Here is a 12,925-nt window from a genome sequence, read left to right as displayed (position 1 = left end):
GCAGGGTGTCAGAGCGCGGCGCGGTCCAGGTTCATCACCTTGGTCCAGGCGGCCACGAAGTCGCTCACGAACTTATCGTCGTTGTCGCTGAGAGCGTAGTACTCCGCCACCGCGCGCAGCTCGGCGTTGGAACCGAAGATCAGGTCCACCGGCGTGGCGGTCCACTTCAGCTCGCCGCTCTGGCGATCGCGCCCTTCGTACAGACCTTCGTTGTTTTCCGACGGCGCCCACCGGGTGGACATGTCCAGCAGATTGACGAAGAAGTCGTTGCTCAGGGTGCCCGGGCGATCGGTGAATACGCCGTGGTCGGCGCCGTCCACGTTGGCGTCCAGGCTGCGCATGCCGCCCACCAGCACGGTCATTTCCGGCACGCTCAGCGTCAGCAGGTCGGCCTTGTCCACCAGGCTGTCGGTGGGGGAAAGCCGGCTCTCTTCACTGAAGTAGTTCCGGAATCCGTCCGCCTGGGGCTCCATCACCGCGAACGCCTCCACATCGGTCATGGCCTGGGTGGCGTCGGCACGGCCCGGGGTGAACGGCACCTCAATGTCGTGGCCGGCGTCGGCGGCGGCTTTCTCGATGGCCGCAGCACCGCCCAGCACGATCATGTCCGCCAGGGAGATTTTACTGCGGCGGAACAGGCCCCCTTCGTTGAAGTCGGCGCGGATCTGTTCCAGCGTCGCCAGCACCTGATCCAGCTCTTCAGGGTCGTTCACCGGCCAGTCCTTTTGCGGCGCCAGCGCGACCCGGCCGCCGTTGGGCCCGCCGCGCAGGTCGGAACCCCGGAAGGTGGAGGCGGAGGCCCAGGCGGTGCGCACCAGCTGCGGCACGGTGAGCCCGGACGCGAGAATTTCCTCTTTAAGGTCTTCCGCGTCGCCCATGGAGACCAGCTTGTAATCCACTTCCGGAATCGGGTCCTGCCAGATCAAGGCTTCGTCGGGCACGTCCGGGCCCAGGTAGCCGGCGCGCGGGCCCATGTCCCGGTGGGTCAGCTTGAACCAGGCGCGCGCGAAGGCGTCCTCGAACTCTTCCGGGTTTTCATGGAAACGCTTGGCGATCTTGCGGTATTGCGGATCGACCTTCAGCGCCAGGTCGGTGGTGAACATGATCGGAGCATGGCGCTTGCCTTCGATGTGCGCGTCCGGCACCAGATTGGCGGCCTGACCGTCGGCGGGGATCCACTGAATGTGGCCGGCCGGGCTCTTGGTCTGCACCCACTCATAGCCAAACAGGTTGTCCAGGTACTGGTGCGTCCAGGCGGTGGGGTTCACCGACCAGGCGCCTTCCAGGCCGCTGGTGTAGGTGTCGGCGCCCTTGCCGGAGCCGCAGTTGTTCTTCCAGCCCAGGCCCTGTTGCTCGATGGGCGCGGCGGCGGGCTCCGCTTCCAGGCACTCCTCCGGCTTGTGCGCGCCGTGGGCTTTGCCGAAGGTGTGACCGCCGGCGATCAGCGCCACCACCTCTTCATCGCCCATGGCCATGCGGGCAAAACTCTGACGGATCGACTGCGCCGAGAGCATTGGATCCGGCTTGCCGTTGGGGCCCTCCGGGTTCACATAGATCAGGCCCATCTGCACGGCGGCCAGCGGCTTCTCCAGCTTGCCGTCCTCGTCGTGGCGCTCATCGCCCAGCCACTCGGTCTCCGAGCCCCAGTAGGTGATGTCCGCTTCCCAATCGTCCTCGCGGCCGCCGGCGAAGCCATAGGTCTTGAAGCCCATGTCTTCCATGGCCACGGTGCCGGCCAGCACCATCAGGTCGGCCCAGGAAATGCTGTTGCCGTACTTCTGTTTGAGCGGCCACAACAGACGGCGGGCCTTATCCAGGCTGACGTTGTCCGGCCAGCTGTTGAGCGGCTCGAAACGCTGCTGGGCACCGCGGGCGCCGCCGCGGCCATCGTGCACGCGGTAGGTGCCGGCGCTGTGCCAGGCCATGCGGATAAAGAACGGGCCGTAGTGGCCGTAATCCGCGGGCCACCAATCCTGAGAGTCGGTCATCAGCGCGCGCAGGTCCGCTTTCAGCGCGTCCAGATCCAGCTCGGCGAAGGCCTCGGCGTAATCAAAATCGTCCGCCACCGGGCTGGATTTTTCCGCGTGCTGGCGCAGCGGGCGCAGATCCAGGGTTTCCGGCCACCAGTACGGGCTGGCCATCGGCGAACGGGCGGGGCTTTTCTGATAGCCGTGGTGGTAGCCCCCGGGCTGACCCAGGGGGCTGGCCGACACGGCCGTGGACGTTGCAAGCGTAAAGGCGGCCACTAAGGCGGCTTTTGTTATATTCACGGTCTCTCCTCGCGTTGTGAATGATTCGCAAACGCGAAGGACTATAGCCGTGACATTTTTATGACGGCAGTGAAGGTTCCCTATGGTGGCTACAAATTGAATTTATTGGTGGCGTTCCGCTGGTAGGCATTGGCGATGACCAGTGTTGCCGACCGGTATTATTAGAGGTCGCACTGCACGCCGAACACGGCGAGGCCTTCCACCAGGTATTCGGACAGCAGCGGGTGGCCGAGCAGAAAGTCGGCGGTGTCCGGGGTCCACTCGTCGCGGGCCAGACGCAGGGCCTCCTCCCACTCGTCCTCCTGGAAATCGCCACGGCCCAGCCACATCAGCGCCACCACCTCGGTCTGCTGATCCGGCTCCAGGTCCTCGATAATGGTGCGGAACTCCGCCACCGAGCCGTCCTCTTCGCCGCCCGCCGGCTCCGTCAGCGCCTCCGCGCCAGCCGCATCGTCGATGGGGTTGCCGGCGTCCTCCGGCATGGCCACCGTGTCCCGCGCCTGGAAGGCTTGGGCCAATTCCACCAGGCGGCACACGGTCTCCCCGCTCACATTCAACATGGTCCGTCTCCTCACTGAAATCATCGGAAGTCGAATGCTTCCAACTTAGTGGCTACAGAGGCGAGCACAAGGCGGGGGATGTAAAAGGGTGTCAGAACGGTGGGTCAGAGAGGGGCCAACCGCCAGGCGATTTCCTCGAAACGGTCGAGACCGCGTTCGCGGAACGCCGGCTGGTTGTCGATCACGTCCTTGCGGGACAGGCAGTCCAGCGCATGGCTACTGCCATACAAGCGCTTCACTTCTTCGGCGGGCACAGCGAACGGCGGCCCGTCCATGCGATCCTGGTCGTACTCGAAGGTAATCAGTAACTGCGGGGCGTGCGCCGTGACAGAGGCCAGGTGCGACGCATAGCGCTCGCGCATGGCCGCCGGCAAAGCCACCAGCGCCGCCCGGTCGTAGACCATCGCCACGTCACCCAGGTCGTCCGCCGTGAGCGCGAAGACATCACCCTGGAACACCGTCAGCGCGCCGTGGCGCCACACCCGGCCGTCGCCCCAGGAGGACACGTCCGGACTAACGCCCAGCGACTCGAACAGTTGGCTCACCGCCAACTCGCTGAGCTCGACCCCGACCACACGCAACTCCTGCTCCAGCAGCCAGCCGATATCCAGCGTCTTGCCGCACAGCGGCAGAAAGACCGTCGCCCCGGCGGGCAGATCGAAAGCAGCGAGATTACGCTTCAGGATCGGGTGCACGAACGACAGATGGAAGCCCAGCTCCTGCGCTTCCCATTTTTCTTCCCAGAACTGTTTTTCCATCGAACGGTCTCCCGAGGGTTTAGCCCCGGCGTCGCAGTACCGCTTCGGTCTCGCGCATTGCCAACGCAAAGTCCGGCTTGGTAACGACCGCCAGCACCAGGGTATAAACGCCGTTAAGCAGCGCCAGTTCCGCGTCCGCGTGCATGAAACAAGCGGCCACCACCAACACGGATACGAAGTTCAACAGGCCCAGAAGTATGAACATGCTGTGCTGCACCTTGGACGCCGCCTGCGTCTTAATATCCCGCGAAGATTCGGCGCTACCAGGCAACGGTCGATGCGCGATCCTCTCCGGGGCCATGACAAGATTGCGCAACCGCCGGCCGACCAACAACACCAACGCCATGGCGGCAAGGCTGACACCCCATAGCGTTTCCCTGCTCAGCAACTCAGCCGGTGGCGGGTAGTGTGCGAACATCGCCAAGAGTGACAGCGCCACCCCGATCATCAGTGGTGCGGAAAGCGGCACAAACCAAAGCACCGTAAGTTGCCGCGCCGAAGGCGCCTTGGTCTCACCCAAAGTGTTAAGCATCCTGCTTCTCCCCTTTTCTGCTTTTAGTGCGCTTCTTCCCAGTTGTTCCCGATCCCGGCGTCGACGATCAGCGGCACGTCCAGTTTGGCGGCGGCTTCCATGCGCTGGGCGACTTCTTTGACCAGGTCGTCGACCTGGCTTTCCTTCACTTCGAACACCAGCTCATCGTGCACCTGCATGATCATCAGGGCGTCCAGTTTGCTGTCTTCCAGCCAGTGGTGAACCTTGATCATGGCGTGCTTGATGATGTCGGCGGCGGTGCCTTGCATGGGCGCGTTGATGGCGGTGCGCTCGGCGGCCTGGCGGCGCTGGCCGTTGCGGCTGTTGATTTCCGGCAGGTAGAGGCGGCGGCCGAACAGGGTTTCCACGTAGCCTTTTTCGGCGGCGTCGGCGCGGGTGTTTTCCATGTAGCGTTTTACGCCGGGGTATTTTTCGAAGTAGCGGTCGATGTATTCCTGGGCTTCGCCGCGCGGGATGCCGAGTTGTTTGGCGAGGCCGAAGGCGCTCATGCCGTAGATCAAGCCGAAGTTGATGGCCTTGGCGTTGCGGCGTTCGTTGTCGCTGACGTCGTCGAGGGTTTTGCCCCAGACTTCGGCGGCGGTGGCGCGGTGAATGTCCAGGTTGTGTTCAAAGGCGTGGGTGAGACCTTTGTCGCCGGACAGATGCGCCATGATGCGCAGTTCGATCTGTGAGTAGTCGCAGGCGACGATCTTTTTGCCTTGGGGTGCCGAGAACGCCAGGCGGATCTTGCGGCCTTCTTCGCTGCGCACCGGAATGTTCTGCAGGTTGGGATCACTGGACGACAGCCGGCCGGTGGCGGCCACCGCCTGGTGGTAGGAGGTGTGCACGCGGCCGGTGTTGGGGTTGATCAGTTCCGGCAGCTTATCGGTGTAGGTGTTCTTGAGTTTAGAAACGCCCCGGTAGTCCATGATCACCTGGGGCAGCGGGTAGCCTTGCAGCGCCAGGTCCTGAAGCACGGCTTCGGCGGTGGACGGTGCGCCCTTGGGCGTCTTCTTGATGACCGGGATTTCCAGTTTTTCGTAAAGAATTTCGCCGAGCTGTTTGGGCGAGCCGAGATTGAATTTCTGGCCCGCTTCCTCGAACGCTTTTTCTTCCAGCTCCATCATGCGCTTGGCGAGAAAAGTGCTCTGCTTTTTTAGCATGTCCGCGTCCACGTAGGTGCCGTTGCGCTCGATGCGGCTGAGCACCGGCACCAGCGGCATTTCGATGTCGTGGAACACGCTTTTCAGGCCCGCTTCCTTTTCCAGGCGCGGCCACAGGGTCTGGTGCAGGCGCAGGGTGATGTCCGCGTCTTCGGAGGCGTAGGGGCCGGCTTCATCGAGCCCGACCTGGTTGAAGGTGAGCTGCTTGACGCCCTTGCCGGCGATCTCCTGGAAGCTGATGTTTTTGTGGCCCAGATATTTCAGCGACAGGGAGTCCATATCGTGGCGGGTGGCCACGGAGTCGAGCACGTAGGATTCCAGCATGGTGTCGTATTCCACACCGCGCAGGGTGATGCCGGCGCGGGCCAGTACGCTCATATCGTACTTGAGGTTCTGGCCGACTTTTTTGCTCTGTTCGTCTTCGAGAACGGGCTTGAGCTTGTCCAGTACCAGAGCGCGATCGAGCTGATCCGGCGCGCCCGGATAGTCGTGGCCGAAGGGTACGTAGGCGGCGTCGCCTGCGGCGGTGGCGAAGCTGACGCCCACCAGGTCCGCTTCCATGTAATTGAGGCTGGTGGTTTCGGTGTCGAAAGCGAACAGCTCGGCTTTCTTAAGTTTGTCGAGCCAGGCGTCCAGTTCTTCCTCGGTAAGCACGGTCTGGTAGCCGTCCCGGTCGATGCTTTGTTCGCTCTCGATGTCCGGAGCGCCCTCTACCGCCGGGTCATCGCCTTCCAGCAATTCATTGAGCCAGCCTTTGAATTCCAGATCGCGGTAGTAACCGGCCAGCTTTTCCGCGTCGGGCGTCAGCAGTTTGAGGTCGTCCAGGGCTTCCTTGAGCTCGCAGTCCACCTTGATGGTGGCCAGCTCGTAGGAGAGAAACGCCTGCTCGCGATGCTCTTCCAGTTTCTTGCCCATGGACTTGGCGCCACGGAAATTCAGCTCGGCGACCTTGTCCAGGTTGTCGTAAATGTTTTCCAGCGAACCCAGGCCGGTGAGCAGGGCCAGGGCGGTCTTTTCGCCGACCCCGGGGACACCGGGAATGTTGTCCACCTTGTCGCCCATCAGCGCCAGGAAATCGATGATCAGCTCCGGGCCGACACCGAATTTTTCACGCACGCCGTCGATGTCGTAGACGGCGTTGTTCATGGTGTTGATCAGGGTGACGTGGTCGTTGACCAGCTGCGCCATGTCCTTGTCGCCGGTGGAGATCAGCACCGGCTTTTGTTCGGCGCTGAAAATGCGCGCGAAGGTGCCGATCACGTCGTCGGCTTCGACGCCGTCCTCGATGATCAGCGGCAGGCCCATGGCGCGGATCAGATCGTGCAGCGGCTGCACCTGCTCGCGCAGCTCGTCGGGCATCGGCGGCCGGTTGGCCTTGTACTGCTCGAACAGCTCGTCGCGGAAGGTTTTGCCCTTGGCGTCGAACACCACCGCCATGTACTCGGGGTCGTAGTCGTTGATCATCTTGCGCAGCATCGAGGCGACGCCGCGCACCGCGCCGGTGGGCTGGCCGGTGGAGGTGGTCAGCGGCGGCAGCGCGTGGAAGGCCCGGTACAGGTAGGAGGAGCCGTCGACAAGGATGATCGGTTTACGCTCGGTCATGGCAGTCCTTGGGGTTGGATAAGACATGGAGCGCATAGTGTAACGCAAGACCTTGCAGGAGCGCCTTGTGGGAGCGGGCCCGCTCCCACAGGATCCGCGGTCAGAGGCGCTCTTTGATCTGCCGGGTGATGGCGTTCACCGCTTTGCGGGCGCTGGGGATGGCGCCGCCCATGGTGATGAAGCCGTGCACCAGCTCCGGGTAGTCCAGGTTGACCACGTTGACGCCGGCGTCCTTGAGCTTCTCGCTGTAGGCGAGGCCCTCGTCGCGCAGCGGGTCGGTGGCGGTGACCACGATGGTGTCCGGGTGGCCGGCGATGTCCGGGTTGCGCAGCGGCGAGATGCGGTAATCGCCCACCAGGGTGTCGTCCTGAATGTAATGGTTGTGGAACCAGTGGATCATGTCGCCATCCAGCCCGCCCTGGCCGCCACCGAGCTGGGTGATCGAGGGCATATCCGAGGCGCCGTCGGTTTTCGGGTACACCGCCACCACCAGCTTGGGCACGGACAGCCCCTGGAGCGCCGCTTGCTGGGCCACCACGATGGACAGATTGCCGCCGGCGCTGTCGCCCATGGTCGCCAGACGCCGGGTGTCGATGCCCAGGTCGCCGGCCTGCTCACCGAGCCAGCGCCAGGCGGCGATGCAGTCGTCGGCGGCGGTGGGCGCGGGGTGTTCCGGCGCCAGCCGGTAGTCCACATTCAGCACCACCGCGCCGGTGACGTTGGCGATGTGGCGGCACAGGCGGTCGTATTCCACGGCGCTGCCGATGGTGAAGCCGCCGCCATGGAAGAACATGATCGCCGGGCTGTCCTCGGTGGGCGCGCTCTTGGGGCGATACAGACGCACCAGCATATCGCCGCCTTCCACCGGCACGCGGATATCCCGGGTCAGCGCCACCTCCTGCCGGTCCACGTCGAGCATGTCGATCATGTGCCCGTAGAGGGCGCGGCCCTGGGCCAGCGGCAACTCGTGGAAGCCCTTGCGACCGTCACCCAGGGCCAGCAGCAGGCGCAGCTTGGGGTCCAGCCCCTCGCGGCTGACGCTTTCCACCATGCCGGCCAGCCGGCCGGCCAGGGCGCCGGGCATTTTCATCAGGGTCCGCACCGTGGTGCGCTCGATCTTGTGTTGCAGGGACATGGTTTCTCCTTAATTAAACCCGGCGTGTATTTCCACCAATGGACAGGGGTTATACCATCGCCCCAAGCAAACGGCCCGGTCATCCCCGGCCTTTTTTTCGCGTTGAACACTAGGAAACGTTGATGTCCGTCTATACCCGTGTCGATGATCGGGACCTGGCCGCCCTGCTGGCCGACTACGCGCTGCGGCTGGAGCACGCGCAGGCGGCGCGCCACGGCATTGAGAACAGCACCTTCCTGATCGACGCCCGGGCCGAGGACGGCGGCCCGCGGGCGGTAGTCCTGACCGTGTTCGAGCAGTTCGACGGCGAGGCCCTGGCGCCCTATCTGGCGTTGCTGGCGACCCTGGCGGCGGCGGGCCTGCCGGTGCCGGCGGCGCTGGTGGACCGCCACGGCCAGCGGCTGCGCCACGTGGCCGGCAAACCGGCGGTGCTGGTGCCGCGCCTGCCCGGCGAGCACTGTTTCGAGGTGGGCAGCGAGCACTGCCGGCAGGTGGGCGCCCTGCTCGCCGCCCTGCACCGCCAGCCGACGGAAGCGGGAAAGGCGCTGCCCGACGAGCGCCGGCGCCTGAAAAGCCTGGGCGAGCACCTGTGCCGCCTGAATGAAGACGACCAGCACCGCGCCGAGACCGTGCTGCGCCGCTGGCGGAAAGTACCCGCCACCCGCACCCTGATCCACGGCGATCTGTTCCGCGACAACGCGCTGTTCAACGCCGAGGGCCGGCTCACCGGGGTGCTGGATTTCTACAACGCCTGCCTGGAACGGCCCGAGTACGATCTGGCGGTGGCGCTGAACGACTGGGCGGTGGCCTCGGACGGGCGCCCGGTACCGCGCCGGCAGGGCGCCTTGCTGGCCGGCTACCGGGACGGCGGGGGCGAGTGGGACGAATCCGTGCTGGCGCTGGCGTTGGCGGTGGCGGCGCTGCGCTTCTGGCTGTCGCGTCTGGCCGGGCCGGTGTCCGGGGAGTCGGAGGGCCAGGGCAGCAAGGACCCGGCCGAGTTCGCGCGGATTTTCGGCTATCGCTTTAACGCCCTCGGCGATGGCAACGACTAACGGCCCGGGCCGGTCAGAATCAGATGGTTGAGGTGCGCCAGCCAGTCGGCTTCCCGCCACAGCCAGGGGCTGTGCGGCCGGGCCAGGCTGGTGGGCGTCATCACCGCCACGCCGTCCGCCACCGCCTGGCCCACCAGCGCCTCGGTGAACCCGGCCCAGCCCCGGGGCAGCTGCTCCGGGGTCGCCTGCGGATTGAGATACCCTTCACCGAGCACCGGCTGCAGGCGCCGCAGGCGGGTGAACGCCAGCCGCCGCTGTAGCTGCTGCTGAAGGCGGCCGCGCCAGTGCTCGCCGGTGGCTTCCATCAGCGCCCGCCGCAGCGGCGCGCCCAGGCGCCGGTCGAGCAGCCCGGGCACCGGCAGATCGGCGCCGGTGGCCAGCCGGTAGCGCGGGTCGTCGTCCAGCCACAGGCCCAGTTCCAGGAAATCCAGCTCGCTGGTGTCCAGTTGGCGCAGATGGTCGGTCTCGCCGGCGGCGGCGCTGACCCCGAAATGGATGGTCGGAAACAGCGCACGCAGGGCGCGCGGCACTTCCAACAGGTACTGCTCCACCGCCTGCTCCTGCTCGCTGCGCCAACGCTCCGGCAGGGACCGCTGGGGCGGCTGGCCGAACACCCGGCGGATAACGCCGTGGCTCCAGGGCGGAAACGGAAAATGGTGGCAGAAATCCACCGCCACCACGGTGTCCAGGTGGCCCCATTCGCGCACCAGTTCCAGGGTCTGCACCCAGACGTCGATGAAGTCGGCGGGGCGGCGCACGAACGAGCGGCGGGCGCGGCTGTCGGCGATGAAAAAGCCGCTCAGCCACAGCTTCAGGCCGCGGTCGGCGGCGCCGTTGAGCAGGCGCCGGAACGCTTTGCGAATCTGCACGGTCTCGGCGCCGGCGCCGATGCCCCGGCGGGCGTCCGGCTCGGCGAAGATTTCGCAACGGTCCAGGTGGACGCTGTTGGCCGGCGTGGCCAGCAAATGCGGATAGGGGTCCAGGCGAACGGCGTTGAAGCCGCGTTCCACCGCTTCGTCCAGGGCGCGCTCCACGGCGCCGCCGCCGGGGCCGTATTCGCGCCGCAGCGGCCAGGCGTAATCCCAGCATGTGAGCGCGAGACGGCCCAGGTCCGGCAGGACCTCCGTGGCCGATTCGTCTTGCGCACCCTGCGACTGCCCCATGCCTTCTCCTTGACCCGACAAACGCATCAGCATACCGGTTTCACGCGCCGGCTCAATGGACCCGGTCGGGCCAAAAAGCGGCGCCCGGGCCAGTCCCGCGTCATCGCGCCAGACAGGTGGCGAACGTCGCCGCCACCCGTTCACTCAGCCAGTGGCTGTAATCATTGCCCTGGCCACGGGCGGGGACGTCGCGGCCGAGCGGGTCCAGGGCCACCCGCCGGCAGTCCGGGCACAGGCGCGCCACCAGGTCGGCCTGGGCCTCCGGCTCGAGGATCGCGCAGCGCACCTGTTCGCTTTCCAACTGCTGCGCCAGCGCCACGAAGCGACGGCTGCTGGGGCCGGCGCCGAGCTGCTCGCTGACGATCACCGGCGCGCGCAGCTCCAGCCGCTGCTGGAAGTAGCCCCAGGGGTGGTGGAAGGTCAGCCAGGGGGTATCGGCCACCGGCGCCAGACGCTCGCGCAGCGCCGTTTCGGTCCGTTCCAGGTCGGCCAGGAACGCCGCCGGCTGCCCCTCGGGCAATTGATCCCGGTCGCCCAGGGCCTTGGCGAGCAGCGCCATATTGCGCGGGTCCAGCCACAGATGCGGGTCCAGCTCGCCGGCTTCGTGGTGGTGGCCGTGGTCGTGCTCGCCGTCATGACGGTGGCCGCCCTCGCGGCGGGTGACGCCGGGCAGCGACAGCAACGCCAGGCTGTCGCCGTCACGTTTCGCCGCCAGGCTGGCCACCGCCGGCTCCGCCGCCTCGCCCAGCCACACCAGCAGGTCGGCGCGGCGGAGGGTGAGCATCTGGCGCGGCGACAACATCGGGTTGTGCGGGTTCTGGTTGGCCTCCAGCAGGGTGACCACCTCGGCGCTGTCGCCGTACAGGTCGCGCAGCACCATGGCCAGGGGCTCGACGCTGGCCACCAGGGTACGCGCCGGTAACGGCGCGCACAGCGCCAACAAAAGAGGAACGAGCAGGTATCGCATGGGTATGTCCGGAACCGTGAAAGTGCTCATCGGGAGCGTCAGTGCAATCAGTGTGCCCGAGCCGTCAAGCCGGAACGGCGCCGCCGGGCCCAAGCGATTGACCGGGGAAATAGTATATCATCACCGCTTTGTTCAACGGGGGCTGTTACATGTCGCAGCAGCGGGCTGACACGGGAACCTTGGTGGCGGTGCACGGCGCCGGCCTGGCGTATGGGGCGCACAGCGTGCTCGACGACGTCTCCCTGACCCTGGAGCCGGGCCGCATCACCACGCTGATCGGCCCCAACGGCGCCGGCAAGAGCACCCTGGCGCGGCTGGTGCTGGGCCTGGCGCGGCCCGATCGCGGCCGCGTGGAGCGCCGCCCGGGCCTGCGCGTGGGCTATATGCCTCAGCACCTGCAGGTGGATGAAAGCCTGCCACTGACCGTCGACCGCTTTCTCTGGCTGGCGGCGCCGGGCCGCACCCGCGCCCGCCGCGACGCCCTGCAACGCACCGGCGTGGCCCATCTGCGCCGGCGCGCGGTGCGCGGGCTGTCCGGCGGCGAAATGCAGCGGGTGCTGCTGGCCCGGGCGCTGCTGCGCAAGCCCGACCTGCTGGTGCTCGACGAGCCCGCCCAGGGCGTGGACGTGGCCGGCCAGGACGCCCTCTACGGCCTGCTCGGCCAGGTCCGCGACGAGACCGGCTGCGGCATTCTGCTGATTTCCCATGACCTGCACCTGGTGATGGCGCGCACCGACCAGGTGGTGTGCCTGCACCACCATGTGTGCTGCTCCGGCACCCCGGAGGCGGTCAGCCGCGACCCGGCCTACCACCGCCTGTTCGGCCCCAGCGGCGGCATGCCCAATCTGGCCGTGTACACCCACGATCATGACCACGACCATGACCTGAGCGGCGACCCGCACCACGACCACCACGGGCACACGGGGGGCCACCACCATGATTGAACTGCTCGCGCCGGCGCTGCTGGCGGGCCTGGCGGTGGCCCTGGTGGCCGGCCCCATGGGGTCCTTCGTGGTGTGGCGGCGGATGGCGTTCTTCGGCGACACCCTGGCCCACGGCGCCCTGCTGGGCGCGGCCCTGGCCCTGGCTCTGGACGTGAACCTGTACGTCGCCGTGGTGGTGGCCTGCCTGGCCATCGCCGGCGCCCTGGCGGGGCTGCAGCAGCAGCGCCAGATCACCGGCGACACCCTGCTGGGCATCGTCGCCCACACCACCCTGGCGCTGGGCGTGATCGCCATCAGCCTGCAGAAGAGCGTGCAGGTGGATCTGTTCGCCTACCTGTTCGGCGATCTGCTGGCGGTGAACTGGGGCGACGTGCTGGCGCTGTGGGCCGGCGCGGTGCTGATTCTGGTGCTGCTGGCCTGGCACTGGCGGGCGCTGCTCAGCATCACCGTGAACGAAGACCTGGCCCAGGTGGAGGGCGTGCCGGTGACCCGCACCCGGCTGATCCTGATGCTGCTGCTGGCGCTGCTGATCGCCGGCGCCATCCGCACCGTCGGCGTGCTGCTGATCACCTCGCTGCTGGTGATCCCCGCCGCCGGCGCCCGCCGCCTGTCGCGCACCCCGGAACAGATGGCCGCCCTGGCCAGCCTGCTGGGGCTGGCCGCCGTGTCCCTGGGGCTGGCGATGAGCTGGTACGCGGACACTCCGGTGGGCCCGTCGATCGTGGTGGCCGCCGCCGTGCTGTTCGGCTTCACCCTGCTGCGCCGACCCGACGCCTAGC

The 12,925-nt window shown here is 66.7% G+C and carries 11 protein-coding genes; 3 read left to right on the top strand and 8 right to left on the bottom strand.

Features of this window, described 5'->3' with window-relative positions:
* Positions 1-8 precede the first annotated feature (8 nt).
* The 6 genes from katG to ACMG4O_RS03530 all read right to left on the bottom strand — a co-directional run bounded on the left by katG (position 9) and on the right by ACMG4O_RS03530 (position 8,020).
* Positions 9-2,270: a catalase/peroxidase HPI gene (katG, locus tag ACMG4O_RS03555; protein WP_414434454.1), complete on the bottom strand. Its 2,262-nt coding sequence runs from the start codon at positions 2,268-2,270 to the stop codon at positions 9-11.
* Between the two features lie 161 nt (positions 2,271-2,431).
* A complete protein-coding gene (locus ACMG4O_RS03550; protein ID WP_142947671.1) occupies positions 2,432-2,830 on the bottom strand; it encodes a DUF3775 domain-containing protein in 399 nt (132 codons plus the stop codon).
* A 104-nt stretch (positions 2,831-2,934) separates the two neighbouring features.
* Positions 2,935-3,588, bottom strand: coding sequence for a thiopurine S-methyltransferase (tmpT, locus tag ACMG4O_RS03545; protein WP_414434453.1), 654 nt, complete (start codon positions 3,586-3,588; stop codon positions 2,935-2,937).
* A gap of 19 nt (positions 3,589-3,607) precedes the next feature.
* Positions 3,608-4,120: a hypothetical protein gene (locus tag ACMG4O_RS03540; RefSeq protein ID WP_414434452.1), complete on the bottom strand. Its 513-nt coding sequence runs from the start codon at positions 4,118-4,120 to the stop codon at positions 3,608-3,610.
* 23 nt (positions 4,121-4,143) lie between these two features.
* A complete protein-coding gene (gene polA / locus ACMG4O_RS03535; RefSeq protein WP_414434451.1) occupies positions 4,144-6,885 on the bottom strand; it encodes a DNA polymerase I in 2,742 nt (913 codons plus the stop codon).
* A 100-nt stretch (positions 6,886-6,985) separates the two neighbouring features.
* Positions 6,986-8,020, bottom strand: a complete 1,035-nt coding sequence (locus ACMG4O_RS03530) for an alpha/beta hydrolase (protein ID WP_142947674.1) — start codon at positions 8,018-8,020, stop codon at positions 6,986-6,988.
* A gap of 122 nt (positions 8,021-8,142) precedes the next feature.
* Between ACMG4O_RS03530 and ACMG4O_RS03525 the strand changes: the two genes are divergently transcribed.
* Entirely contained in the window at positions 8,143-9,072 is a 930-nt protein-coding gene (locus tag ACMG4O_RS03525) for a phosphotransferase (protein ID WP_414434450.1), read from the top strand.
* On the opposite strand, the gene ACMG4O_RS03520 is transcribed toward ACMG4O_RS03525, so the two are convergent.
* The gene (locus tag ACMG4O_RS03520) at positions 9,069-10,235 is read right to left on the bottom strand and encodes a cellulase-like family protein (protein WP_142947676.1); all 1,167 of its coding nucleotides are present in this window, start codon (positions 10,233-10,235) and stop codon (positions 9,069-9,071) included. The two genes, ACMG4O_RS03525 and ACMG4O_RS03520, sit on opposite strands and share 4 nt — an antisense overlap.
* A gap of 100 nt (positions 10,236-10,335) precedes the next feature.
* Positions 10,336-11,202, bottom strand: a complete 867-nt coding sequence (locus ACMG4O_RS03515) for a metal ABC transporter solute-binding protein, Zn/Mn family (protein WP_194855328.1) — start codon at positions 11,200-11,202, stop codon at positions 10,336-10,338.
* Between the two features lie 149 nt (positions 11,203-11,351).
* Between ACMG4O_RS03515 and znuC the strand changes: the two genes are divergently transcribed.
* Positions 11,352-12,146 (top strand): zinc ABC transporter ATP-binding protein ZnuC, encoded by a 795-nt coding sequence (gene znuC / locus ACMG4O_RS03510; RefSeq protein WP_142947678.1) that lies wholly within the window; start codon positions 11,352-11,354, stop codon positions 12,144-12,146.
* On the top strand, positions 12,139-12,924 hold the full coding sequence (znuB, locus tag ACMG4O_RS03505; protein WP_414434449.1) for a zinc ABC transporter permease subunit ZnuB: 786 nt from the start codon (positions 12,139-12,141) through the stop codon (positions 12,922-12,924). Before znuC ends, znuB begins: the two co-directional genes overlap by 8 nt.
* The last annotated feature ends 1 nt before the right edge of the window (position 12,925 follow it).

The organism is Alloalcanivorax venustensis (assembly GCF_047495515.1).
In the GTDB taxonomy this organism is placed as follows: Bacteria; Pseudomonadota; Gammaproteobacteria; order Pseudomonadales; family Alcanivoracaceae; genus Alloalcanivorax; species Alloalcanivorax venustensis.
This window is presented reverse-complemented; position numbering and strand designations above follow the sequence as displayed.